Source organism: Bowmanella dokdonensis (assembly GCF_017254865.1).
Taxonomy (GTDB): Bacteria; Pseudomonadota; Gammaproteobacteria; order Enterobacterales; family Alteromonadaceae; genus Bowmanella; species Bowmanella dokdonensis.
Genome location: NZ_JAFKCV010000006.1, coordinates 68,367 through 93,978 on the forward strand (window position 1 = coordinate 68,367; position 25,612 = coordinate 93,978).

A 25,612-nucleotide genomic window follows, 5' to 3' on the forward strand; every position below is an offset into this window, starting at 1 on the left:
GCCGGGACACAGACAGGCCCGGTCAGTTCGCCGGGCTGTTTTTGTCCTGCTCAGGCGGGCCTTCTTCGTCCTCCACCAACAACGACTCCACCTGCACAGTAAACTCGGCGCCAAGCAGTACAACAATCCAGGACAGGTAAATCCATACAAACAGAATGGGTACTGCTGCCAGAGCGCCGTAGATGACCTGATAGGAAGGAAAACTGCTCACATAGAGAGCAAAACCCTTCTTGCTCAATTCAAACAGGCAGGTTGCCAGAAATGCCCCCGCCAGTGCGTTCCTGGCCCGGACAGTCTTGTTGGGCACTACCATATAGAGAATAAAAAAGGCCCCCAAGGACGTTAAAAACGGCACCATCTGCAGCAACAGGGTGGTGATACCCGGGGTATATTCTTCGGCAAACTCAGCCAGACCCACCAGGTAAGAACTGATAGCCAATCCCGTCCCCATCAGCAGCGGGCCCAGCGTCAGCACCATCCAGTAGATGGCGAAGGTAAAGATCGGCCTTCGCTCACTGGACGTGCGGAAAATGTGATTTAGGGTTTTATCCACGTTGGAAATCAACAAAAGCGCCACCACCACCAGGAAAACAATGCTGATGGCACTCATCTCTGAGGCATTGGCCACAAACTGTGACACATACTTCTGCACTGTTCCGCCGGCGTGGGGGACAAAATTGTCAAAGATAAAGGACTCCAGCTTGGCCCTGGCCGAGCCAAAAGCGGGGAAGGCCGATAAGATGGTGAAAAACACCATGATAAAGGGTACCAGGGACAACAGTGAGACATAGGCAAGATGCCCCGCCGTGACAGTGATCCTGTCCTCGGCACAACGGCTTAGCATGCCGCCGGCAAAACGCCTTATGGAATCGAATGAAATGTTTCCCAGCTTTTTCAGCCACTTGTTGACCAACACCCAGGCGTCCTTCCACTTTATATCTGACAATCAGTCTAACCTAGAGTGCCGGATGGATAAATCATGTACACCAGCGGAGGCTGAAATTTTTCCAGGCAATGCAGGTCATTTTACGGGTCTAGTGGGACTAAACCCTACAATGCCTGGAGCAGGCGGGGAAAATTTCACCCCCCCCACTTGGAAGCCGCCTTAAACTAGCCCATTCTGCGTGGTGACTGCTTGAAAGATAGCCGATATTCCTGCGCAGCCGAGTCCTGACTGGGCGAACTTCAGGCAGCGGTCATGACTTATCCTTTTGCCACTCTTTAGGTGGCCCGCAATCCCAACATATGACAGATGGCGTAGCTGAGTTCGCAACGATTCAGGGTGTAAAAATGAAAGTTGCGCACCCCTTCCTTGGCCAGTATTCGCGTCATATCCATGGCGATACTCGCACCAAGCAGATTTCGGGTGGTCTGATCATTGTCGGCCAGCCCATCATACATCCTGTGCAACCAGCCGGGGACATTGACATTGGTCATGCCGGCAAATCTGACCAGGGTATTGTAATTGGTGACCGGCAGGATACCGGGAATGATCTCCAGATCGATACCGGCTGCTGCAGCCCTGTCCCGGAAACGCAGAAAGACTTCGGCATCAAAGAAGAACTGGGTAATGGCCGCGGAGGCCCCGGCTTCGGCCTTGCGCTTCAGATTGAGCAAATCGAACTGGCCGTTGGGGGCTTCAGGATGGATTTCCGGATAAGCGGCAACGGCGATATCAAAGTCGGCTACCTCTTTGAGCAACGCCACCAGATCCGCGGCGTACAGATCCGTTTTTGCCACCCCTGCGGGCAAGTCACCCCGTAATGCGACGATTTTGCGGATGCCCGCCTGCCAGTAATCCCGGGCAATCTGCACCAGTTCATCACGAGTGGCATCCACACAGGTCAGATGCGGCGCTGCAGCGACCCCTGTTTCAGCCTGGATACGTTTGACCACATCATGGGTCCTGTCCCGCTCGCCACTATTGGCACCATAAGTGACTGACATATAGGCTGGTTTCAGCGGAGCCAGGCGCTGTACTGAATTCCACAGGGTCGTTTCCATCTGCTCGGTACGGGGCGGAAAAAATTCGAAAGATACATTGATGTTGCGCAACTCTGACAATGAGTTGTTCAGTGCATCGATACCTTGCGCATAAGACTGCATAGAGACTCCTGGGAACTGAAATCGAACATTTTAGCCGTTTAGACGTCCAAATCTAACCGGATTTACACTGGACATCAAGATGTTTGGACATCCCTGATTGACTGGATGCCGGTAACGGTTAGAATTTTGCCATCTAACTTACAATAAAATGAGCAACCAAATGGCTAAATGGAACGGCGATTACATTCATCCCTACGCCGAGCACGGCAAGAAAAGCGAGCAGGTAAAGAAGATTACCGTGTCCATTCCCCTGCGGGTTTTGAAGGTGCTGACCGATGAACGCACCCGTAGACAGGTCAAGAACCTTCGCCATGCCACTAATTCCGAACTGTTATGTGAGGCGTTTCTGCACGCTTTTACCGGCCAGCCCCTGCCCAACGACAAAGACCTGCAAAAGGACAATCCCTACCGGATCCCTGCAGAAGCCAGGGCTATCATGGAGAAGATGGGCATCGACGTCGACGAAGTGGAAGCCCAGGAAGACTGAAAACAGGTTGGGCGGGCCAACCTGCCCAATTATTCGGCTGCCTTGACCTCCAGCACGCCCACTGCCACCCGAACCACTTCCACTTCCTGATTGGCAGCCAGGTCCTGGCTGCTTCTGACCTGCCAGAGAATGCCAGAATAACGAAAGGGGATGCTACTGCCCGAATTCAGATCTTCGGGCAGGTTAAAGCGGTAACCGACCATATCATTGGTGACATCCTTCTTCTCCACATAGCCCTGGTAACGCTTCATGGGCCGCCACAACAGCATGGCCAGCACAGCACTGAGGATCGCTACATTACCAATGGCGCTGAACAGGCTGATGGGAAGCCAATCCATATTCATCATGCCCCCCACCACCAACGCCGAGAGGCCGATGTATAGAAGGACAAAAGTCGAAAAACCCAATACCAGGATTTCGATGGCCAACAGCAGCAGGCCAAGGATCATCAGCGCTTCGGGCAGGTGTGATGCCATATCGTCCATCAGGAAGCTCTCTCTTTATTCAGGCTTTGGATAATGCTGGTGGCTTGGGCCACGATGGACGCAGCGTCAGTGCCATTATCCGGCAGCAACACCACGGAGGACTCCCTGGCAATAGCATGCTTGGCTTCAATGGCCTTGGTAGCCAGATCCAACTGGATGGCCTTCTGGCCCTGTTCTGTGTTCGCCGCGTCTCCCACCATGCGCAGGGCACCGGCCTGGGCTTCGGCCACCGCCAGAATAGCCTTGGCTTCACCCTCGGCCCGCAGGACTTTCTCTGCCTTGTCGGCCTCTGCGGCCAGCACTACGGACTGTTTTTCACCTTCTGCCCTATTAATGGCTGCCTGCCTGTCCCCCTCGGATTCCAGAATCTGTGCCCGCTTGACCCGTTCGGCTTTCATTTGCGCTTCCATGGCTTCCATCACCGAATGGGGCGGCACGATATCCTTGATTTCGTAACGCATTACCTGAATGCCCCAGGGACCGGCTGCCTCATTGATGGCGGTGACAATATTGGTATTGAGCAGATCCCGCTCTTCAAAGGTCTTGTCCAGTTCCATTTTGCCCAGTTCTGAGCGCATGGTGGTTTGGGCCAATTGGGTCACGGCAAAAACATAGTCGTCCACTCCATAGCTCGCTTTGTAGGGGTCCAGGACACGGAAATAGAGCACGCCGTCCACTTTAAGAGAGATATTATCCCGGGTAATGGCGCTCTGTTCGGGTACATCCACTGCCTGCTCTTTTAAGGAACGGTCGGCCGCCACCCGATCGATGAAAGGCATCAGGAAATTCAGGCCTGCTTCCCGGGTGGACTGGTACTTGCCGAATCGCTCGATCAGATAGGCACGATTCTGTGGTACAAACAAAATGGCGGATTTAAGCAGTACCACCACAAAAATCAGCAGGAAGGTTTCGATTCTCAGTACATAGTCAAACAGGATATCCATATACATCTCCGGGAATATGAGGAACTTACCTTAAGACAAGCGGGGGGACCCGACAACAGAAATTTACCGTTATACTTTTATCCGTTGATTCAACCGGCAAAAGGAGCGCAGCTTGCAGTCATTGATAGAAAAATTCGATCTCAAACCCCACCCGGAAGGCGGATATTACCGGGAAGTCTACCGCGGAAAACTGCAGATTGACTCGCCGGTGACCGGCGACCCCAGGCAAACCCTCACCCATATCTATTTTCTGCTGACGGCGGGGGATGTCAGCCGCTTCCACCGGGTGTTGCATGACGAGGTGTGGAATCATTATGCCGGCGCCCCACTGCGCCTGATCGATCTGCACGAGGGCAAAGTCAAAGAGATCCTGCTTGGCCCTCAACAGAGTGAGTTTACCCATGTGATCCGCGGTGGACATTACCAGGCCGCCGAGAGCCAGGGAGACTACAGCTTGCTCGGCTGTACCGTGGCGCCGGGATTTGATTTTGCCGATTTCAACTTTATCGAGCCGGGTAGCGACCTGGCCCGGTTTATCCGGGAAAAACAGGCCGATTTACGCAAGTTTCTCTGACAAGCCGTCTGCTGAGAGCTAAAAAGTGCTCAATCGAGACGCAAGTAACGCCGTTCATCTCAACAAGTCGGGAGCAACCCTGAGTAAGCGTTCTTTGGCTTCAACCCTTCGGGCTGGCACTATTTCGTCACCCACCCGCGTCATCCGTCGCTTATTTAGCCCCACTAAACCGCGCTTCTTCTTCCTTGCCGGGCAAGGCAATGGCCTGCAGCAGAGCTGTCAATATGAAAGACAAACAGGTACTAGGAAGCCAATGGCAGGCTGACGCTGACGGTGACGCCGGTACCGTCGGGCTGGTTCTGCAACCTGATACCGCCCTGGTGAAACTCCGTGATCAGCCTGGCAATGTATAAACCCAGCCCCAGATGAGGCTGGCTGCCTGTTTGACCAGAGTGCCTGACCGACACCATAGAGTCGAACAGACGCTCCTGCATCTGTTGCGGCAAGAGGGGACCCTGATTGCTGATATGCAAGGTTAACCGACGGCCCTCACGCAACAGCCGGATCCTCACCGGGCTGTCAGGGGAGGAAAATTCCACCCCATTGGCCACCAGTTTGTCCAGTAACTGGGCGCATAGCTCGGGGGCACCGTTGATGCGCAGTGGCTGCTCACTGATGTCCAGGGAAAACTGCTGGTGGGGATAGGCCATTTTATAGCCCTCTACACAACCTTCCACCACCTGCGCCAGATCAAAGATCTGCCGCTCGGCGCTTTGCAGGCTCTGTTCCAGCCGGGTGGCCTCGCTCATATTGGTCAGTATGGTGGAGAGCCGGTTCAAGCCCTCCTGGGCCCGTTGCATGTACACGGACTGGGCGAGCTGCTCTTCTTCCATGGCCAGGGTTTCCAGGGAGCTTCGCACCACCGCTACCGGGGTGCGCAACTCATGGGACAGGCGAGAGGACATGTTCTCCAGATAGTGGTGGTATTGACCCAGGCGCTGGACCATCTCGGCAAAACTGCGCGACAGATCGCCAATCTCGTCATTCACAGTGGAGGCCTTTATCTCGCCACAGATACGTCCCTGCTCATCAATGGCCTGCTCTGTCTGGTCTCTTAGGCGGCGGATACGGCTGGAAATCCTTGAGGCCAGCAACAGCAGGGCCAGCGTACCCAGCAACATCACCCCGAGCATCAGGGTAAAGAGTTTTTCCAGGGCCAGGTTGCGCAGACTGCGTATGCCATTGGTGGTCTCCTCTGCTATCACCGCTCCCATTACCTGTTCGTCGATGAAAATGGGATAAGCGGCGGCCAGAACCACTGCCTTATTGTCAGGGGTCAGCCGCCAACTCGAACCGGGCTGACCGCTAAGGGCTTGTTCGATATGGCTGCCCTGCAGGTTGGCCACATCGTACAACTCGTCGATAAAGTCCTTTGGGGGACGGGTCAGAAACTGATAGTAGAGCGGGTGCAGCCAATCGCGCTGGATTGCCCCCCACCAACCACTGTCCTTTTCGCCCTCTACTGTGCGGCTCCAGATACCGTCGGAGTTTTTGATGTCGCCAGAACGGGCCAGCACACGCTGATGCTGATCCACCACCCAGATCCGCGAGTTGGTATGACCAAGACCTTTGATAATCTGCTCAATCTCGGGAGAGGGCACCAGGACGGTGCCCAGCTTCTCCACATCCCAGACATCTGAGGTGCCGATGGTCGCCAGGGGTGGCTGACCGGCCCGGTCCACATCGGTAATGGCAAAACTCAGTTTGCTGCCCAGTAACTCCAGGGGGATGCGCAGCTCTACGTTATATCCCCGGGACGTTTCCCGCCAGGCCCCCTGGATTCGGCTTTCTGGTCGTAGCGGCTTGTTTTGCTGCAGGGCCTCTATATCCATTTCATAGGGCGTGAGCCAGCCAGGTTCGGCGGTGGTGATCAGATAACGACGGAAATCGCCGGCCGGCGTGGTAAAGGCAATCTGCAGATAGTCGTTCAGGTCCACCCTTAAGCTGTTCGGTGGCCGATAGACAACCTGATCGTCGAAGACCTCAAAATAGGCGTACAGATAATTGCGAAACTTGCCGACCAGATGATTGAAGCTCAGGGTGACGGGGCGATCATCCTGCCTGCCCTGTATGAGGTGAGTCTGGTCATAATGCAGGGCATGGTGTTGCTGGCGCCAGTCACCCAGGTTTCCATCCAGCCGGATAGGGTCGACGATGGGATAAGCATAAAGATCCCGGCCTTTTTCCACGCTTAGGTAGCTGGCCTGCTCATCGAATAGCTTGGGCCTTTCATGCAGGGCGGTGGCTACCGCGCGCACCGTGCCCAGCAGGGTTTTTTCCTGGCCGGCACGCAGGTATTTTTCCATCTCCCACACGTATTCATAACCCAGCCAGGGAATACTGAACAAAAAAACCGACAGCAGCAACAGCTTGAAGCGCAGGCCAAAACGTAAAGGGGAACGGGTCAATTAACAGTCCTTATCCGCCGTCCAGCGATAACCCATGCCATACACGGTGTCGATACAGTCAAATCCCCCGTCCAGTTGAATAAATTTCTTCCGGATCCGCTTGATATGGGAAGTGATGGTACTGTCGTCCACCACTACCCTGGCGTCCTGCATCAGATGCTGACGGCTCTTCACGTGCCCGGAAAAGCGTGCCAGGGCATGCACCATCCAGAATTCGGTGACCGTCAGATCAACGGACTGCGCCTTCCAGCGGGCCTGCATACGCGCCAGATCCAATTCCAGGCTGCCACAGAGCACTTTCTGTTCTCTGTCCTCCGGTTGTGCCAGGGCTTCCATGCGCCTGAACAAGGCCGAAATACGCGCTGTCATATGCGGCATGCTGATGTCTTTGGTCAGGTAGTCGTCGGCCCCCATACGCAGGCCAGACACTGTGTCCAGATCCGAATCCCGGGCGGTCAGGAATATAATGGGCAGGGTGGGCGACATACCGCGCAATGACTGGCAAAGGAGAAACCCGCCGTCGATTTCATCCTCCAGGCCGATATCAATAATGGCCAGATCCGGCAGGCGCTGGTCAAAGCCCGCCATGGCCTGCCTGCGGTTGCTGTAGGTGGCCACCTGGTAGCCCTGACGGCGCAATACAGCCGCATAGTTCTCACGCAGGGCGGCTTCATCTTCAACTATGGCAATGCGACGACTCATGGCAAACCTGTGAACTCCTCAATCTGTGGCGACTATACCCCAACTATTTACTGAAACTAGTTCAGCAGGGCAAATGCCATCTTTTCGCCACAATTGATCGGCGGATTGCCCTTTTTGTTCCCCTTTTGCGCCAAACCGGAGCGCTTTAATCGGTAGTGTTGAAAACAAACCACTTCCCATCAGGAGAACCAAGATGAAAAAACACATTATTACGTCCAGTCTGATTCTGGCCTTGTCCAGCCCCGTTGCCCTGGCTGAAGAACAGGACATCAAGAATGCGCAAAATATCGGCCTTGGCTCAGGCTTTGTGCTGGGTGCCCTGGCCGGCGGCCCTTTGGGCGCCATGATCGGCGCCGTTAGTGGCATTTTTGTCGGTCACTCGGTGGCGGCAGACAAGGAAATGACCGAGATGGAAACGGCCCTGGCCAGAAATGAGGCGGAGATCAATCAGTTGCTGGCCTCAAACCAGCAACTGCTGACCCGTCTGCGCAGCAGTGAACAACAGATGCAGTTGCAAACCGTATCTGCGCACGATGATGAACTGGCCACCGACAAAGGCCTGAGTATGAACGTGCAATTCAGGAGCGGTTCAAGCGAACTGGAGTCCATTTATCAGCAACAACTCAGTGAACTGGCCCAGGCGGTAAAGCGCAACAAGGCGCTGCGTATCGAATTGTCCGGTCATGCCGACCGCCGGGGCGACGAACACAGCAATCAACAGTTGTCGTTGGAACGGATCAACGCGGTCCGGCAGCTACTGACCCGACAAGGGATTGGCGAAGGCCGTATCAGTGCCCGCGCTCACGGTGAAGCCATGCCACTGGATCGGGCGCCCTCGCTGGACGGGGACGCATTCGATCGCCGGGTATCCATCAGGTTGACCAACGAAGGTCCCCAGACCGCACAGAACCAATGAGGAGCAGCTTGTCCGGCCAGGCCCCTTATGGGGTCTGGTTAGGCGCCGACCCGGCCAAGGTAGTCCAGCTTACCCAGCTCCACACCTACATGTCTGAGAATGGCGTAAGCCGTGGTCACATGAAAATAAAAGTTCGGCAATACGAACTGGGTCAGATAGTCCCGGCCATTGAAATTCAAGGTGATACTGGGAAAATTTAACTGAATGGCTCTCTCTTCGCTGCCAGCGAACTGTTGCTCTTCCAGCTTTTGCAGGAAGGTGAGGGTCTTCTCCACCCGGCCTTTCAGTTCGCTCAGCGTCTTCTCGTCATCTTCAAAGCGTGGATTATCTATTCCCGTCAGGCGAGCCCCACAGCCCTTGGCGGTGTCACAGGCGATTTGCACTTGTTTGATCAACGGCAGCATATCGATGGCCAACCTGCTGTTGACCAGCGTTTCAGAAGCAATCTTCTTCTGCTCTGCAAAAGATTCCGCCTTGCTCAGTATACCAAGCAGGTTATTCAGGGAATGGGTCAGCAAGGGGATAGAGGCCTGATACATGGAAAGTGACATGGGATGCTCCTGTGTATTGTTGCAATCTGATGCCCTGATTTTATTGCAGGGACCTAAGTTGTTGTTGTAACCATTGTTGGAACTGGCTTTTCGGTAAGGCGCCCGACAAGCGGGTCTGTTCCTTGCCCTGATAAAATAGTGCCAGAGTCGGAATTGAGCGAATCTGCAACCTCGCAGCCGTATGGGAATTGGCCTGGGTATCCAGCTTGAAAAAACGCACCGGCGTCGGCCAGTTCGCCGCCACCTGTTCGAATACCGGCGCAAAGCTCAGGCAGGGTCCGCACCAGGGTGCCCAGAAATCCACCACCACCGGCAGCTCAGAATGCTGAATATGCCGATCAAAATTCTGATCCGTCACCTGGACCGGTTTTGCAGGCAACAGCTCTGCTCTGCACTTACCGCAGAGGGGAGTTTGTTGCAGCCTGTCTGCGGGAATTCTGTTGATGGCGACACATATTGGACATGTGAGTTGGATAACATCGGCCATAAAAATCTCGGCATGACACTTTCCCCTTATGTTGGCGCTGATTGGTGTCTTTCAAGTCACCCGGCTGGAATTAATCGGCATTATTATCTTGCAGGCAAAGACCTGGCTTGCTAATTAGGAACTGAGACCCAACTGCAGATGGAGAATATGGCGCAACCCAACAGACCCGACAGTGCTGCCGGAACAAGAGGCGGCGCCTTTTTGCGCCGGCTGAAAAGACTCAGCCCCTACGCCCTGCTCACCCTGGTCATGCTGCTGATTGCCCTGTTGCTGGGAGGTTATGCGGATCACCTGAACAACCAGCGCGCCCTGCAGACCAGCCGGACCAATGTCTCCGATCAACTGGGCATGCTGCGGGCCAGGCTGGAAGGGGTGCTGAACAGCAACCTGCAAATCATCCAGGGCCTGATCGCCGTGATCCGCACAGAGCCGGATATGGATCAGGCCCGCTTCACCGCCATTGCCGAACATCTGTTCGGTGAAACCAGTCAGCTACGTAATATCGGTGCCGCACCGGATATGGTGATCCGCATGATCTACCCATTGCAGGGCAATGAGAAGGCCCTGGGGCTGGACTTCCTGCAACGGCCGGAGCAACGCGAAAATGCGTTACTGGCCAGGGATACCGGACAGATGACCCTGGCTGGTCCCATCGAACTGGTACAGGGCGGCCAGGGCTTTGTCAGCCGGATTCCGGTCTACCTGCCCGATGAACAGGATAAAAACTTCTGGGGCCTGATATCCGCCGTGATCGATGTGGAACGTCTTTATCAGGCAGCCGGTTTTCTTAATCCACAACTGGAACTGAACATTGCTTTGCGCCGGGTGAATGACTCAGGACAGGCTGAGGTGTTCTTTGGCGATCCCGCCTTGTTCGACAATCAACCGGTCATGCAAAGTATCCAGCTGCCGGCCGTTGAGTGGCAGATAGCCGCCATCCCCCGTCAGGGCTGGCCACCGGTAGCAGACAATGCCCCGCTGTTCAGGACCATTGTGGTGGCCCTGGCGGCCCTGTTCCTGGCACCTGTGCTGATGCTGGTCAGCACCGCCAGAAAACGCCGTGACAACGAGCGACGTCTGAAAGGCCTGTTCCACCTCTCCCCGGTAGGAATTGCCCTGAATGATTTTGAAACCGGCCGTTTTCTCGACGCCAACGAGGCACTGCTCAGGGTTACCGGCTTCAGCAAGCAGGAACTGAAAGAGCTGGACTACTGGCGTCTCACGCCGCGCAGCTATCAGAAACAGGAACAACAGCAACTGGAAAAATTGCACGAAACCGGCCAGTACGGACCCTACGAAAAGGAATATATCCGTAAGGACGGCAGTCGATTTCCGGTATTACTCAACGGGATGCTAATTCATGACAGCCAGGAAAGGCCGCTGATCTGGTCCATTATCGAAGATATTTCCGAACGTAAACAAACCGAGAAGACGCTGCAGGAACAGCGCCAGCAACTGGAGTTGGTACTGGAGAGCACGGCGGTGGGGATCTGGGACTGGAATATTCCCTCTGGAGAAATACGTTTCAACGAGCGCTGGGCCGATATCGTGGGCTACAGACTGGACGAGTTGCAACCAATAAGTATCAACACCTGGCTGTCGCTGGTGCATCCGGACGATCTGGTCGAGTCCGATGCGCAAATGGAAAAGCACTGGCGGGGGGAGGCGGACTACTACATCTGCGAGTCCAGGATGAAACACAAGGATGGCCACTGGGTTTGGATACTGGACACCGGCAAAGTCGTGGAGTGGACCGACGATGGCAAGCCCAAACGCATGGTGGGGACCCACCTGGACATCAGTGTACAGAAACTGGGCCGGTTGGAACTGGAAAAATCCCAGCGGGAGCTGCAGAATTTCTTCGATTTATCCAGCAACCTGCTGTGTATCGCCAACACGCGGGGGTATTTCGAACGCATAAACAAAGCCTTTATCAGGGTGCTGGGTTTCAGCGAGGCAGAAATGCTGACCCTGCCCTTTGTCGAATTTGTCCATCCAGACGATGTCCAGGACACCCTGAACGAAATGCGCCAACTGAATGCGGGTAAGACCACAGACTCCTTTACCAACCGTTATCGCTGCCGGGACGGCAGTTATGTCTTCCTGCGCTGGAACACCACCCCTGATCAACGTACCGGCAAGCTTTATGCCTCGGCGGTGGATGTCAGTGAGCAAATACGTCAGGAGCAGGAGCTGACCCGCCAGCGGGAACTGCTGGAAAACATGAGTCATCAGGGCAGGATTGGCGCCTGGGAAGCGGATCTGAATGAAAATAACGTTATCTGGTCCAGAACCACCCGGGAGATACACGAGGTACCCGAGAGCTTTGAACCCGATCTGGAGAACAGTATCGCTTTCTACAAGGAAGGCAGCAGCAGGGAGCGTATGCAAAGTGCCCTCAACCGGGCCATTGAGAAAGGCACCCCCTGGGATATGGAGCTGCAACTGCATACGTTCAGAGGCCGTGAAATCTGGGTACACGCCACAGGCCAGGCGGAGCTCAGGGAGGGTAAATGCGTTCGTCTGTTCGGCTCATTTCAGGATATCGACGTCAGAAAACGTGCAGAGCTGGCCGATCAGAGTATTGCCAGGCACAATCAGGTGCTGGCCCGGTTAACGGTGCATCCGGCCATTCTGCAGGGGGAAATGAACAGCGCCAAACATACCCTGGTCGAACAACTGAGTCTGGCCTTACAGGTGGAACGGACCAGCCTGTGGCTCTTTTCACCGGATCGGGCTGTGCTGTATTGCATCGCCATGTACCAGCGTTCAACGGGTCGGTTCAGCCAGGGACAGGAACTGAAGCGCTCAGACTATCCAAAGTACTTTGCCGCCTTATATCTGGACTCCCATATTACCGCTCACGATGCCCGTCAGGATCCCAGAACCGAAGAGTTCACCGACGCATACCTCAAACCCAACAATATCTGCTCGATGCTGGACACGGTTATCACCAGCGGTGACAGCATCATCGGCGTACTTTGCGCCGAACATACCGGGGAAATACGCCAGTGGGGTAAGGCCGAGGAGACACTGATCGGCTCCCTTGCCACCCTGGCCGGCAATGTCTATGCCTCTGAGCAACGGAAGAAGGCCGAACGCCAGTTGATTGCGGCGAAGGAAGCGGCCGAGAAGGCCGCCAGGGCCAAGAGCGAATTCCTGGCCGTCATGAGCCACGAAATCCGTACGCCCATGAATGGGGTACTGGGTATGCTGGATCTGATGCAGGACAGCAAGATGCCGGAGGATCAGCAACGACGGGCCGCCATTGCCAAGCGCAGCGCCGAATCCCTGCTCAACCTGCTCAATGACATTCTGGATTTCTCCAAGGTGGATGCGGGCAAGCTGGAGCTGGATGAGATTGAATTCGATCTGTTCGAATTCCTGTCCAGCGTGGCGGAGAACAAAGCCTACCAGGCCAAGCACCAGGGACTGGATCTGGTGCTGGATCTCACCGGTGTGAGGCACCGTTTTCTCAGGGGCGATCCGGATCGGCTGCGTCAGATCCTGGTGAATCTGCTCGGCAATGCCCTGAAATTTACCAGGCAGGGACACATATGTATTCGCTGTCAGACGCAAAAGCAGCAGGACGCTGTTCAGCTACTGGTGGACATTGAAGATACCGGTATCGGCATTCCCCTGGACAGGCAAACAGAGCTTTTTACCCCCTTCACCCAGGTCGACGCCTCAACCACCCGACACTACGGCGGCACAGGGCTGGGCCTGGCCATCTGCAAAAAACTCTGCGAGATGATGCGAGGCAGTATCCAGGTGCAGAGTGAACCCGGACAGGGCAGTTGCTTCTCCTTTAACGTCAGCTTGCTGCCAGAGCACGGCAGACAGCCCTGTGACTGGCCACCACTACTGCCTGAACAGCGGGTGCTGATTGCCGAGAGCCAGGCATTGCACAGAGAGGTTTTGCAGAGCCAGTTGCAAGACTGGGGGGCTGAGGTGGCAAGCACGGATACCCTGGCGCAGATCGGCTCCCTGCTCCTGAAGCAGGCTCCCCATAAGGTACTGGTGGAGACCCGGCTGCTGGACGACCCTGACAAGCTCAAGGAACTGGTGGACTGGGCCCGAGGTGAAGGCCGCGATATGGTTGGCTTAATCGATGTCAGTCAGTCCCATGCCGACGAGCTTGCGCGGGGTCTGACCGCCACGCTCAGCAAACCTGTCTCGCCGTTAGATCTGGCCCGGCTGTTCAGGACGGAACATCATTACCCCCCATTACCACCCGGCCCCCTGCAAGCCGGGGATGCCGCCCCCGGGTCCCATGGCACCAGCACAGACAGGGTGCTGTTGGTAGAAGACAATATGATTAATCAGGAAGTGGCCAAATCCATGCTGTCACGGTTGGGCCTGAGTGTGGAGGTGGCCGAAAACGGCATCGAGGCATTGGAAAAGCTCAGGCAACAAAGTGGACAACCTCCCTTCCGGCTAGTCCTGATGGACTGCCAGATGCCCCAGATGGACGGCTACGAAGCTACCCGCCGGATCCGTCTGGGTCAGGCCGGGGACCAGCATCGGAACATTCCCATTCTGGCCATGACCGCCAATGCCATGCAGGGCGATGAGGAGGCTTGTCTGGCAGCCGGTATGAACCGCTATCTGAGTAAACCCATCAACCTGCAAAAACTGCAGGCCTGTGTGAGGGAGCTACTGCCTGAACTACCGCTCAACCTGCCCTGAATCAAAACTGGCGTACTCCCTGACCAGGGACTCTGCGGCGCGGGCGATGATTTTTTCTCCGGCTTCCACGCTGGCCTGGGCAGGATCCGAGCCGATGCGCCCGTCTGCGAAGCGCTCCCGGTAGGCATGGGCGTGGCTGATTCTGCCGGTGGGCGCAATTCTCGGCGACATGCTGACCTGCTTCTGGGCCTGGGGATAAGCCGCATAGGTGACCGCCACTTCAGACGCCGTGGCATGCATGCCGTCCCCCTGGGGATAAATTTCCCGGCACAGCTCTGCCACCCCAGGTAATTGCCACCAGTTCTGCAGTTTAAGTTCCAGGGGGGCGGGGGGCTCGGCGGAAAAGCTTATTCCGGCATAGATCTCGGCAAACGCCGCCTGGATGGTCGCCACATTGCCGCCATGGCCATTGAGAAAATAGAGTCGCTCGAACCCATGACGCCGGAGCGAAGCCACCCAGTCCACCAGCGACTGGATCATGGTGGAGGGTCTCAGTGTAATGGTCCCGGCAAAACCCAGATGATGCTGGGCACAGCCCACCGAAAAGGTCGGTCCAATCAGCATGGGCGTGAGGCTTTCTGCCTCACCGGCAATGATTTCAGGACACAGGGCATCAGTTCCCAACAGACCGTTGGGTCCATGCTGCTCAATGGAACCTATGGGGATCAAGATACTTTTTGACTGTGTGAGGTAACTGTCGATTTCCATCCAACTGGCGGTAACAAGTTTCATTCTGTCGGCTCTCCCGGATTGCAGACGCTTCGTATGTAAATTTTTTCAGATTCCACTATAATTCGCGCCCTTTTGTAAAAACAGAGTGGTCCTGTCGTGGCAGAGAAAAAATTCATCACCTCCCAGGCGTTGCTGCAGGATGCATTTCGTCTTGCCTCTATCGTTTTTGAAGACGGGTTTCGCCCCGACTACATAGTGGGTATCTGGCGTGGCGGCGCTCCCATAGGCATTGCGGTACAGGAATTTTTTGAGTTTAAGGAAGTCAGGACAGACCATATTGCCGTGCGCACTTCTTCCTACTATGGCATTGGCAAGCAGTCCAAGGAGATAAAGGTCCACGGTCTGCATTACCTGATTGAGAATGCCAATGCCGACGATAAGCTGTTGATTGTCGACGATGTCTTTGACTCGGGACGCAGTATCGAGGCCCTGCTGCTACAGATTCGCAAGCTGTCCAGACTCAATACCCCCGGGGATATCCGTATCGCCTGCCCCTGGTACAAACCGGCCAACAGCAAGGTTGATATCGTGCCTGACTATTTTGTCAACCAGAGTGACGAGTGGCTGGTGTTTCCCCACGAACTGTCCGGTCTGACTCCCCAGGAACTGGCCGAAGGCAAGACCGAGCTGGCTGAAATTATGGACATTCTGGTCAGATAGCCTGCCGGCTACCGTAAAACAGGCTGTTCAGCCAGGAAAAGCCGGTTAAGGCTGTGGCAAACGGCGATGCAGCTGCATTTCCTTTTCGGCGCGGAGCATATCGGGATCGGCAACGGCCTTCACCGCGGCAATGAAATCGATCTGTCGTTGCGGCAGATTATTTTCCATTGCCCCGCTAAGGACATGCTGCACATACCAGGCGAAGGGCAGCAGGTTGTCATCGGTACGGCTGGCAATAAAGCTCTGTACCTCCAGACGCTGATGCTTTTTATACACGGCCAGGGTGCGTCGCTGGTAGCCGTCCCCTTCAATTTCATCCAGTTTAGCCAGGCCATCTTCCGGCAGTTCATAGATAACCCCCCAGATCACATCCCGTTCATTGCCGGTTCTTCTGGCGTTGGCCTTGGCCGACCCGTCCTGGCCCACCTTATTGAAAATCAGTTCGTAGCCTATCAACTCGGCCGTGCCAATTTTAAGCGCCTGGGGAAGTCGACTGCGCAGTCGCGCCGATGACATATTGGATCCATAGGCAAAATAAAGCCTGTCACTGTGCATGTGGCCTCCTGTTCAACCTGTGACTATAGCTAAAGATCCTGTCCCTCGCCTGTCCATGGGGAACGCTGCCAGCCAAGCTTCACCCGCAACGGTCCGGAAGCCTGAGGCATATTTATCCGCCCATGTCGATGGAAGCGCCCCTTAGACGACTAATAATGCAGTGCAATAAATGGATTTCATTTATTGTCTTGACCTGAATGAAGCTTGAGGTTTTATCCTCCCGACTCGTTTCATAGTAATGGCAATGGAGAGAAAAATATGAACAATGGCCAGTATCTTAAGTCCGATCCGTCGTTGGATCGGCCCTTCAATCACGGGCAGTGGCCCACCAGCGCTCAGGGAGGGCATATGCAGCCAGTTATCAGTGTCAGGCATTTGGACAAGGCTTACACCTCGGGCCACCAGGCTCTCAAAGATATCAATCTGGAGATCCGTCGTGGCGAGATCTTCGCCCTGCTTGGCCCAAACGGCGCCGGCAAGACCACCCTGATCAGCATTATCTGCGGCATTGTCAGCCCCACTGGCGGCGAAGTGATGGTCGACGGACATAATATTCTCAGCGACTATCGCGCCGCCCGGGCGCAGATAGGACTGGTGCCACAAGAGCTGTTTACCAACACCTTTGAAAGTGTGTGGGCCACGGTCGCATTCAGCCGGGGTTTGTTCGGCAAGCCCAAGAATCCGGCTTATCTGGAACAGGTATTGCGTAGCCTGTCCCTGTGGGACAAGAAAGACGCCAAGATCATGGCCCTGTCCGGCGGCATGAAACGCCGGGTGCTCATCGCCAAGGCCCTTGCCCACGAGCCCAATATCCTGTTTCTGGACGAACCTACTGCCGGAGTGGATGTGGATCTTCGCCGCGATATGTGGGAGCTGGTACGTCGACTCAGGGAGCAGGGCGTAACCATTATCCTTACCACCCACTATATCGAAGAAGCCGAAGAGATGGCTGACCGGGTCGGCGTGATCAGCAAGGGGGAACTGATCCTGGTGGAGGACAAAGCGACCCTGATGAACAAGCTTGGCAAGAAGCAGCTCAAGCTGCAGTTGCAGACTCCCCTGTCCGAATTGCCCGGCGGCTTGACCGCATTCCAACTGGAGCTTTGCGACAACGGCCACCAACTGGTTTACACCTATGACACCCACGCCGAGCAGACCGGCATTGCCGAGCTGCTCAGAGCCCTGAGCGGGCATCAGATAGACTTCAAGGACCTGCAGTCTTCGCAAAGCTCCCTGGAGGAAATATTCGTCAACCTGGTGAGGGAAAAAGCATGACCATCAACCTCTACGCCATTCGCGCCATCTACCAGTTCGAAATGGCCCGCACCTGGCGCACCCTGCTGCAGAGCATCGCCTCGCCGGTTATTTCCACCTCCCTGTACTTCGTGGTATTCGGCTCGGCCATCGGTTCGCGCATGGTGGAAATCGACGGCATCAGTTACGGCGCTTTTATCGTTCCCGGCCTGATAATGCTGTCCCTGCTGACCGAAAGCATTTCCAATGCCTCCTTCGGTATCCATATGCCTAAGTTTACCGGCACTATCTATGAGGTGTTGTCGGCGCCGGTGTCGCCCCTGGAGATCGTCACCGGCTTTGTCGGCGCGGCAGCCAGTAAATCGATTATCCTGGGCATTCTGATCCTGGCCACCGCCAGATTGTTTGTGCCCTTTGAGATCGTCCATCCCCTGTGGATGCTGGCGTTTCTGGTCCTGACCGCCCTGACGTTCAGCTTGTTTGGTTTTATTATCGGCGTCTGGGCCGACGGTTTCGATAAGCTGCAAATCATTCCGGCCATGATCATTACACCACTGACCTTTCTGGGCGGCAGCTTCTATTCCATCAATATGCTGCCGCCCCTGTGGCAACAAATCACCCTGTTCAATCCGGTTGTCTACCTGATCAGCGGTTTTCGCTGGGCTTTCTACGGGGTGTCTGATGTGAGTGTCGGCATCAGTCTGGCAATGACACTGGCGTTCCTGCTGGTCTGCCTGCTCGGTGTGTGGTGGATATTCAAGACGGGTTACCGGCTGAAAAGCTGAACCTCCCATAGCCGGCCCTTGGCACCAGGCCGGCAGCCTCGTCTGTTCACGCCAGGCAAAATGCGCTAGCTTGGTCCGCTTCAGCCAGATTGAGAAGCGAAGATGAGAATACCCCCGATTATAGGTATTGCCCTTTTTGGCATACTGTTAAGTTTACCGGCCGGAGCCAAGCAGGCCGGCGAACAGTTCCGGCAATTGCTGGCCACCCACTGGCAACAGGCCCGGCAGGAACAGATTTTCTTTCGCAAGGATCCTGATACGTTTCGCCTGAACGGGCAGTTACCCGATGTCTCCCCTGCCGGTCGGGAAAGGCGCGCCGCCTTCAATCAAAAAATACTGGATCAGTTGGCAAAGATAGAGATCAATCAACTCAGTCCGGCCGACCAGTTAAGTTACCGCCTGTTCAGGTATGAGCGCCTGACTGAGGCGGCCAGCCACCAGCAGTTCGATCATCTGTTTCCCATGCACTATTACAGCGGCTATCACAGTTACTTTGCCGCCGCCCCGGAGAATATGTCGTTTTTGACCAGGAGGGACTACGAGAACTATCTGGTCAGCCTGGCGGATTTCCCCCGATACAACCAGCAGCATATCAGCAACCTCAGGGCAGCCATCGAAAAAGGCTATACCCACTACTGCCAAAGCTTTGCCGGTTATGAAAAGTCCATCAGTCAACATCTGGTCAGGAATGTGCAGGACTCGGCCTTGTATGCGCCATTTGCGCAGATGCCGGAGCGCCTGAGCCAGGCGGATAAGGACAGATTCCGGACAGAAGGCCAACGGCTGATAAAAGAAAAGGTCATCCCTGAATACCAGATGTTGTATGACTTCTTTACCAGGGAATACATGCCGAATTGCCGCACAGTGGTAGGCATTACTCAGCTTGAAGACGGCAAGGCGTATTATCAGTACCTGATCCGTTTTTACACCACCACCGATCTGAATGCACAGCAGATACATCAAATGGGTCTGGAGGAGGTTCAGCGGATTCGTCAGCAGATGGAGCAAATTATCCGTCAGGTGGGTTTTGACGGCAGCTTCAGAGAGTTTATCCAGTTCCTGCGCACGGACAAGCAGTTCTATGCGCAATCCGAACAGCAGTTACTGGAGCGGGCCAGCTATATCACCCGTAAAATGGCCGGTCAGTTACCCAAGTGGTTCAGAACCCTGCCTCGTACACCTTTTGATGTGAAGGCCAGTGCCAACGGCGGATCCTATTATGTGGCCTCCGGCGGCAGCGGCACCACCTCCGGCACCTATTTTCTCGGTACCAGTGACTTACAGGCGGCCCCCTTGTACAACCTCGAAGCCCTGACCTTTCATGAGGCAGAACCCGGGCATCACCTGCAATCCGCCCTGGCGGCTGAAATGGACATGCCTGAATTCAGAAAGACGCTGTATCACTCTGCCTACGGCGAAGGATGGGGCCTGTATGCAGAAAGCCTGGGCAAGGAAATGGGCTTTTACCAGGATCCCTACAGTGACTTCGGCCGGTTGACTTATGAAGCCTGGCGAGCCTGTCGTCTGGTGGTGGATACCGGAATGCACGCCCTGGGCTGGTCGCGCCAGCAGGCCATTGACTACCTGGCAGCCAATACCGCCCTGACGTTACCCGAGGTAACGGCTCAGATAGACCGCTATATCACCTGGCCCGCCCAGGCCCTGTCATACAAGATAGGTGAAATGAAGATCCTGGCGCTGAGAAAGCTCGCCGAGCAGCGCCTGGGTGAAAAATTCGATATTCGCGCATTCCACGAGCAGATACTGAAGACCGGCAGCCTGCCCCTGGATTTACTCGGGGAACTGACCCTCGAGTGGATCGAGGGCCAGCGCTGAGCGTATTATACCAATCGGATTACTGCCGGTTAAGGCAGGGACGCCTGGCATAGGGCTTGGAGGTCAGACTCTGTTCTGGCGCTTCAAGGTGATAATACAGGGATTGGATCGCCCAACCGTTTTCCCCCCGGTACCACTGGATGCTGTTGATGCCGGTAAAATCGGGCTCCGGTTGCAAGGGATCGGTACGGGATTCCACAATACTGACCACGGCGGCAAATCGGTCAAACACTTCGGCCTGCCGACTCACTTCGCATTCGTAGAACCCATATTGTTTTTCCCTGTCCTGGCTGTGAATAAAGTCACTGGCACTGGTTTGACTGAACAACGGCTGACCATCCCGGTAGCGGCCGCCCATTACCTGCGCCTTTTCGCCAAACAGGCTGCGCAGGGTACTGATATCTGGTTTCTTGCCCGGCTGATTGGGCAGACTGTTCCACAAGGCATCATTGGCCCTGTCAAGTGTCTGTTGGTCGGCTGCCGCCGACAGACTCAGCATTCCCAACAGCATCAGGCGGAGACTTAGTGGCATGATTTTCCCTGGCTTTAGTGAAAGCTGCAGCCTAGTCAAATTCAAAGGGGGTCACCAGAAGTTTCAGACCAGCTTACCGCATTTTGCGACTGTCAGGACGCGTCCCCTGTACCGGCCAGATAGTCCTGCAACGCGAGGGTCTGCGCCTGGTCAAATTGCAGGCCCAGCTTGGTGCGCCGCCATAATATATCCTCTGTGGAGCGCGCCCATTCCTGTTCACAAAGATAATCCACTTCCCGCTGGTAGAGTCCATGGCCGAAATGCCTTCCCAGGTCCGGCACCGAACGGCAGTCCTGCAACACCCCCTGGGTCAGGGTGCCATACTGGCGCGCCAAACGGGCCACCAGGTCACCTGGGAGCCAGGGATAGTCTTGTTGTAGCTGGCAAATGAGGATCGGTAAGTCACTGAAGTCCCCTCCGGGCAGCAGACTGTCTGCCGTCCAGGGCCTGCCCATACCGGGAAACAAGCCAACCAGATGATTAACGGCGGCCTGGGCCAGCCGCCGGTAGGTGGTAATCTTACCGCCGAAAACGGTCAGTAAGGCAGCCTGATCGTCGCCATGACTGAGTTCCACCCTGTAATCCCGGCTGACCTGGCGGGCTTCTAGCCGATTATCCTCAAGCAAAGGCCGGATACCTGAATAGCTGTGCACCAGATCAGAAGGGGCCAGCTGGGCGCAAAAGTAGTCATTGACTGTATCAAGCAGATAGCGGATTTCAGGGTCGCTAATGCTGACCTTGCCAGGCTCTCCATCAAACTCCACTTCTGTGGTGCCAATCAGGGAATATGCCTGCTCATAGGGAATCACAAATACGATCCGCCCATCCCGGTGTTGCAGGATATAGGCATAGCCGTCGTCCTTGATTCTGGGCACCAGAATGTGACTGCCTTTGACCAGCCTGATCCGGTTCTGACTTTGCAGCTTCAGATCGTCTTTAAAAAAACGGCCCACCCAGGGGCCGGCCGCATTAGCCAGCACCCTGGTCTGCACCTGCCTGACCCGTCCTGTGCCGGCATCCTGCAAGGTCACCCGCCAATAATCCTGATGGCGCTGTGCACCGGTGCAACGGGTGTGGGGGAGAATACTGGCGCCGTGGTTCCGGGCCTGTCTGGCGACCAGGATGACCAGCCGCGCATCATCCACCCAGCCGTCAGAGTACTCGAAGCACTCCCTGATATCCGCCTTTAAGGGGCTGCCCGGTGCCATTCTGACTCTGGCAGAGGGAGGCAGGCTGACACGCCGGGCCAGGTGATCATACAAAAACAGGCCGGTGCGAATCAGCCAGGCAGGACGCAGGTGGGCACGGTGGGGCAGCCGAAACCGTAACGGCCGGATAATATGCGGGGCATTTTTCAGCAACACTTCCCGTTCCGCCAGTGCCTGATGCACCAGCCGGAATTCATACTGCTCCAGATAACGCAGTCCACCATGGATCAGCTTGCTGCTGCTCGATGAGGTGGCCCAACCCAGATCCTGTTGCTCACACAGCAGTACGGACAACCCCCGACCGGCCGCATCGGCGGCGATGCCCACCCCGTTGATGCCCCCTCCCACTACCAGCAGATCCACTTTATCGGTCATATACCACAATCCCGGTCACAGCCTTGAGTTGAATTTAGTCCTGTGTACCCGACCTGTCAGGCGGGTCGCAAAAATTCCTTTGCTGGAATATGGTTATACCAATTGGATTAATCTTTAGTGCAATCCGATTGGTATTAGAAGCATATTCCAGCCGGAGCATTGTTATGAGCCGTTACCTCCTCGCCATCGATCAGGGCACCACCAGCTCCAAGGTGCTGCTGGTAAACAGACTGGGCCGTATCGAAGATATGGTTCAGCACGACTTCATGCAGCATTACCCCCACCCGGGGTGGGTGGAGCACAATCCGGATGACTTATGGCAGACGGTGCTCAGCGGTTGTCGTCAATTAATGCAGGAGCACCAGCTCAACGCCAGCGATATCATTGGTATCGGCATTACCAACCAGCGGGAGACCAGTCTGGTATGGGACAGGCAGTCCGGTGAGCCCGTTTACAAAGCCATTGTCTGGCAGGACAGACGCACCGCCGATTACTGCCAGCAACTGGCGCATCAGGACCCCACCCTGGAAGCCCAACTGCAAGCCAGAACCGGCCTGCTGCTGGATCCCTATTTTTCGGCCAGCAAGATCCGCTGGTTGCTGGATAATGTTGAGCATGCCAGAAACCGGGCCGAAGCGGGCGAGTTGTTGTTCGGCACAGTGGACAGCTATCTGTTATGGAAACTGACCGGCGGCAGACGTCACGCCACCGACGCCACCAATGCCTCCCGCACTTTGCTGTTTAACATTCACGACCAGCAGTGGGATCCCTTCCTGCTGCGCCTGTTTGGCATACCGCCGGACATGCTTCCACAGGTGCTGGATTGCGCAGCCGATTTTGGTACAACGCAGCCCAATTGGCTGGGTGGCGAGATCCCCATTCTGGCCATGGCCGGTGACCAGCAGGCTGCGTTGGTTGGACAGGGCTGTTTTAAGTCCGGCATGGCTAAAAGCACCTATGGCACAGGCTGCTTTCTAATGCTCAATACCGGCAACCGGGCCCTTAATTCACGCCATCGTCTGCTGACCACTCTCGCTTACCGGTTGAATGGACAGGTCACTTTCGCCCTGGAGGGCAGCATCTTTATGGCCGGAGCGACCATCCAGTGGCTGCGCGACGGCGTACACTTTATCCAGCAGGCTGATGAATCAGAGCAACTGGCCTGTATCGTCCCCATCGACCATGGCGTGACGCTGGTGCCCGCCTTTACCGGCCTGGGTGCGCCTTACTGGGATCCGGATGCCCGGGGCGCCATTCTGGGCCTGACCCGGGACACCGGCATTGGTGAAATCGTCAGCGCCGCCCTGCAGTCCGTCTGTTATCAGACCAAGGATCTGCAAAAAGCCATGGAGGCGGACGGCGTCCGTCCGGTGGCGCTGCGGGTCGACGGTGGCATGGTGGTCAACAACTGGCTGATGCAGTTTCTGGCCGATATGCTGGGCGCCCCTGTGCAGCGCAGCCAGCACAAGGAAACCACGGCCTTGGGCATAGCCTACCTGGCTGGTCTGCAGGCTGGCGTATTCGACTCACTGGAGCACATCGACAAACTCTGGCAGTCGGATCGGGAGTTCAGGCCCCTCTTACCTAAACAAGAACGGGACAAGCTTTACCAGAAATGGCAAGAGGCAGTTAAACGCGTACAAACATAATCCTCTGGCCTTAGGGCGTGCTTATCTTTCATATTGACGCTCTGCTGGAGGCCATTTGTTTTTCCAGCAAGGAAGAAGGAGTGCGGTTTAGTGGGCCTAAATAATCGACTGACCAATGGGAATGGAACCCATTGGAACAGCGAAGCTGGCCGCGAAGCGGTGAAATATAGGGATATATTTCATATCACGCAGTTGGACGAAGAAATGGCCCCAGCCCGAAGGGTTGAGGCCAATATGAAAGATAAACACACCCTAGATTTTTACAGTGGATTAGCGGGTCATTGCCAGTAAATCCAGAAACCGACAATATATAAGCGCATCAACAATGGAAACCTGGAGTAAATAAGATGGATCTAAGGCAGGCACAACAGGATATGCGTCACGGTTACCTCAGCGGCTATCCCGGCCTGGCGATTTCGGGGCTGGTCTGGTTGGCAGCAGGTTTTGCCGGCTGGTCTTTCTCACTCCAAACAGGTGCTTTGACCCTGTTTTTCGGCGGCATGGCGATTCACCCCTTAAGTGGGTTAGTTGCCAGGTTATCAGGCCGGCCTGGCACCCATAGCAAAGAAAATCCGCTGGCGGCCCTGGCGCTGGAGTGCACTATCCTGCTGTTTATCGGTCTTTTTATCGCCTATTCCGTGTTTCAGTTAACACCCGCCTGGTTTTTCCCCATCATGCTGATGACAATTGGTGGCCGTTATCTGGTGTTTTCCACCTTGTACGGCATGCGGATTTACTGGGCAATCGGCGCCGTTTTGGCCTTGCTTGGTATGAGCTTTATCCAGCTTGGTCTTAACCCACTGTGGGCGACAGTGTCGGGGGGAGGTATTGAATTACTGGGAGCCGTCCTTGTCTTCTTGCTGACCAGGAAAGAACCGGCTCCACTGAGCAATACGGCAGATTGACGCATTCATAGACGAGGCTGAATTGAAAAACCTGATGCTAAGCGATGACAAACGCCTGCTGGACAGACCCAGAATCCATCAGTTCCTGACTAGGGATAGCTCCTGGGCCCGGGGCATAGACCGGGCAACAGTGGATCGTTCCATTGAGCATTCTGTGTGCATTGGAGCTTATTTTGGCGAGATACAGGTGGGATTTGCGCGAATTGTTACTGACAGAGCCACTTTCGCCAACCTGGTCGATGTGATTGTCTGGCCCGAATTCCGTGGCCAGGGCATCTCCAGGCAGTTGATGGAGGCGGTGTTGGCACATGCCTCGGTCAAAGGCATACGCCGCTTTACCCTGGCTACGTCAGACGCCCATGGTTTGTACAGTAAGTTTGGATTTACGGCCCTTAACAAGCCGACCACCTTTATGGAACGCTATGAGCCAAACATATATCGTGCTGCTAAGTAGCGGTTGAGTTTAGCCAATTTAAGCGGCCTGGCACCGGCATCCGCTGCCTGGCTGCATCAGGTGGGCATCGATTCTGTCGACAAACTGCACCTAACCTGTGCCCTGCCGGCCTTCATCCGGCTGCAACAAGCCGGACTGAAACCCAGCCTTAATTTCCTCTATGCCCTGGTGGCCGCGACAGAGGGCCGTAACTGGCAAGAGGTGGCGGCTAACGACAAAGGCGCTTTGTTGATTGCACGGGAAGGCCACCGGGAAAATCAATCCAGCGCAGACCAACAGTCTCCTCACTCTTCCTGACGCCTGTCAGTTTGATTCCCC

The 25,612-nt window shown here is 55.5% G+C and carries 24 protein-coding genes; 12 read left to right on the plus strand and 12 right to left on the minus strand.

The window, feature by feature from the left end; all coding sequences use genetic code 11:
* Positions 1-22: 22 nt before the first annotated feature.
* Together J0A66_RS12165 and metF are read right to left on the minus strand one after the other, a co-directional pair.
* Positions 23-880 (minus strand): virulence factor BrkB family protein, encoded by an 858-nt coding sequence (locus J0A66_RS12165; RefSeq protein WP_338143891.1) that lies wholly within the window; start codon positions 878-880, stop codon positions 23-25.
* A gap of 341 nt (positions 881-1,221) precedes the next feature.
* A complete protein-coding gene (gene metF, locus J0A66_RS12170) occupies positions 1,222-2,106 on the minus strand; it encodes a methylenetetrahydrofolate reductase (RefSeq protein WP_206574096.1) in 885 nt (294 codons plus the stop codon).
* A 160-nt stretch (positions 2,107-2,266) separates the two neighbouring features.
* Here metF and metJ point away from each other — a divergent pair, with 160 nt between their 5' ends.
* Positions 2,267-2,593: a met regulon transcriptional regulator MetJ gene (metJ, locus tag J0A66_RS12175; RefSeq protein WP_206574097.1), complete on the plus strand. Its 327-nt coding sequence runs from the start codon at positions 2,267-2,269 to the stop codon at positions 2,591-2,593.
* A gap of 29 nt (positions 2,594-2,622) precedes the next feature.
* Here metJ and J0A66_RS12180 read toward each other — a convergent pair whose 3' ends face one another.
* Both J0A66_RS12180 and J0A66_RS12185 read right to left on the minus strand, forming a co-directional pair.
* Positions 2,623-3,078: an NfeD family protein gene (locus tag J0A66_RS12180; RefSeq protein ID WP_206574098.1), complete on the minus strand. Its 456-nt coding sequence runs from the start codon at positions 3,076-3,078 to the stop codon at positions 2,623-2,625.
* Positions 3,078-4,022, minus strand: coding sequence for an SPFH domain-containing protein (locus J0A66_RS12185; RefSeq protein WP_206574099.1), 945 nt, complete (start codon positions 4,020-4,022; stop codon positions 3,078-3,080). Before J0A66_RS12185 ends, J0A66_RS12180 begins: the two co-directional genes overlap by 1 nt.
* A 112-nt stretch (positions 4,023-4,134) precedes the next feature.
* Between J0A66_RS12185 and J0A66_RS12190 the strand changes: the two genes are divergently transcribed.
* The gene (locus J0A66_RS12190) at positions 4,135-4,596 is read left to right on the plus strand and encodes a cupin domain-containing protein (RefSeq protein WP_206574100.1); all 462 of its coding nucleotides are present in this window, start codon (positions 4,135-4,137) and stop codon (positions 4,594-4,596) included.
* A 242-nt stretch (positions 4,597-4,838) separates the two neighbouring features.
* On the opposite strand, the gene pdsS is transcribed toward J0A66_RS12190, so the two are convergent.
* Positions 4,839-7,004: a proteobacterial dedicated sortase system histidine kinase gene (gene pdsS, locus J0A66_RS12195; protein WP_206574101.1), complete on the minus strand. Its 2,166-nt coding sequence runs from the start codon at positions 7,002-7,004 to the stop codon at positions 4,839-4,841.
* Positions 7,005-7,706, minus strand: coding sequence for a proteobacterial dedicated sortase system response regulator (gene pdsR / locus J0A66_RS12200; protein WP_206574102.1), 702 nt, complete (start codon positions 7,704-7,706; stop codon positions 7,005-7,007).
* 193 nt (positions 7,707-7,899) lie between these two features.
* Here pdsR and pdsO point away from each other — a divergent pair, with 193 nt between their 5' ends.
* Positions 7,900-8,622: a sortase-associated OmpA-like protein PdsO gene (pdsO, locus tag J0A66_RS12205; protein ID WP_206574103.1), complete on the plus strand. Its 723-nt coding sequence runs from the start codon at positions 7,900-7,902 to the stop codon at positions 8,620-8,622.
* 38 nt (positions 8,623-8,660) lie between these two features.
* Here the strand turns inward: pdsO and J0A66_RS12210 are convergent, their stop codons facing one another.
* A complete protein-coding gene (locus J0A66_RS12210) occupies positions 8,661-9,173 on the minus strand; it encodes a DUF1993 domain-containing protein (RefSeq protein ID WP_241264166.1) in 513 nt (170 codons plus the stop codon).
* A 40-nt stretch (positions 9,174-9,213) separates the two neighbouring features.
* A complete protein-coding gene (gene trxC / locus J0A66_RS12215) occupies positions 9,214-9,660 on the minus strand; it encodes a thioredoxin TrxC (RefSeq protein WP_241264167.1) in 447 nt (148 codons plus the stop codon).
* Between the two features lie 147 nt (positions 9,661-9,807).
* Between trxC and J0A66_RS12220 the strand changes: the two genes are divergently transcribed.
* Positions 9,808-14,349, plus strand: coding sequence for a PAS domain S-box protein (locus J0A66_RS12220; RefSeq protein WP_206574104.1), 4,542 nt, complete (start codon positions 9,808-9,810; stop codon positions 14,347-14,349).
* Here J0A66_RS12220 and J0A66_RS12225 read toward each other — a convergent pair.
* Positions 14,329-15,081, minus strand: a complete 753-nt coding sequence (locus J0A66_RS12225) for a creatininase family protein (RefSeq protein ID WP_206574105.1) — start codon at positions 15,079-15,081, stop codon at positions 14,329-14,331. The two genes, J0A66_RS12220 and J0A66_RS12225, sit on opposite strands and share 21 nt — an antisense overlap.
* Positions 15,082-15,177: 96 nt before the next feature.
* Here J0A66_RS12225 and J0A66_RS12230 point away from each other — a divergent pair, with 96 nt between their 5' ends.
* Positions 15,178-15,741: a phosphoribosyltransferase family protein gene (locus tag J0A66_RS12230; protein ID WP_206574106.1), complete on the plus strand. Its 564-nt coding sequence runs from the start codon at positions 15,178-15,180 to the stop codon at positions 15,739-15,741.
* A gap of 45 nt (positions 15,742-15,786) precedes the next feature.
* Here the strand turns inward: J0A66_RS12230 and J0A66_RS12235 are convergent, their stop codons facing one another.
* Positions 15,787-16,296, minus strand: a complete 510-nt coding sequence (locus tag J0A66_RS12235; protein ID WP_206574107.1) for a gamma-glutamylcyclotransferase family protein — start codon at positions 16,294-16,296, stop codon at positions 15,787-15,789.
* A 258-nt stretch (positions 16,297-16,554) separates the two neighbouring features.
* On the opposite strand from J0A66_RS12235, the gene J0A66_RS12240 reads away from it, so the two are divergent.
* The 3 genes from J0A66_RS12240 to J0A66_RS12250 all read left to right on the plus strand — a co-directional run bounded on the left by J0A66_RS12240 (position 16,555) and on the right by J0A66_RS12250 (position 20,171).
* Positions 16,555-17,571, plus strand: coding sequence for an ABC transporter ATP-binding protein (locus tag J0A66_RS12240; RefSeq protein WP_241264168.1), 1,017 nt, complete (start codon positions 16,555-16,557; stop codon positions 17,569-17,571).
* A complete protein-coding gene (locus J0A66_RS12245) occupies positions 17,568-18,335 on the plus strand; it encodes an ABC transporter permease (RefSeq protein WP_241264169.1) in 768 nt (255 codons plus the stop codon). The genes J0A66_RS12240 and J0A66_RS12245 overlap by 4 nt, the downstream gene beginning before the upstream one ends.
* Before the next feature lie 102 nt (positions 18,336-18,437).
* Positions 18,438-20,171: a DUF885 domain-containing protein gene (locus tag J0A66_RS12250; RefSeq protein WP_206574108.1), complete on the plus strand. Its 1,734-nt coding sequence runs from the start codon at positions 18,438-18,440 to the stop codon at positions 20,169-20,171.
* A gap of 19 nt (positions 20,172-20,190) precedes the next feature.
* On the opposite strand, the gene J0A66_RS12255 is transcribed toward J0A66_RS12250, so the two are convergent.
* Both J0A66_RS12255 and glpD read right to left on the minus strand, forming a co-directional pair.
* On the minus strand, positions 20,191-20,703 hold the full coding sequence (locus tag J0A66_RS12255; RefSeq protein WP_206574109.1) for a hypothetical protein: 513 nt from the start codon (positions 20,701-20,703) through the stop codon (positions 20,191-20,193).
* Positions 20,704-20,795: 92 nt separating this feature from the next.
* A complete protein-coding gene (gene glpD, locus J0A66_RS12260; RefSeq protein WP_206574110.1) occupies positions 20,796-22,286 on the minus strand; it encodes a glycerol-3-phosphate dehydrogenase in 1,491 nt (496 codons plus the stop codon).
* A gap of 164 nt (positions 22,287-22,450) precedes the next feature.
* Between glpD and glpK the strand changes: the two genes are divergently transcribed.
* From glpK to J0A66_RS12280, 4 genes are all read left to right on the plus strand, one after another.
* Positions 22,451-23,935, plus strand: a complete 1,485-nt coding sequence (gene glpK, locus J0A66_RS12265; protein WP_206574111.1) for a glycerol kinase GlpK — start codon at positions 22,451-22,453, stop codon at positions 23,933-23,935.
* A gap of 347 nt (positions 23,936-24,282) precedes the next feature.
* Positions 24,283-24,840, plus strand: a complete 558-nt coding sequence (locus J0A66_RS12270) for a DUF7010 family protein (RefSeq protein ID WP_206574112.1) — start codon at positions 24,283-24,285, stop codon at positions 24,838-24,840.
* Between the two features lie 22 nt (positions 24,841-24,862).
* Positions 24,863-25,294 (plus strand): GNAT family N-acetyltransferase, encoded by a 432-nt coding sequence (locus J0A66_RS12275; RefSeq protein ID WP_241264170.1) that lies wholly within the window; start codon positions 24,863-24,865, stop codon positions 25,292-25,294.
* Between the two features lie 3 nt (positions 25,295-25,297).
* The gene (locus J0A66_RS12280) at positions 25,298-25,591 is read left to right on the plus strand and encodes a TfoX/Sxy family DNA transformation protein (protein ID WP_206574113.1); all 294 of its coding nucleotides are present in this window, start codon (positions 25,298-25,300) and stop codon (positions 25,589-25,591) included.
* Positions 25,592-25,612: the final 21 nt, after the last annotated feature.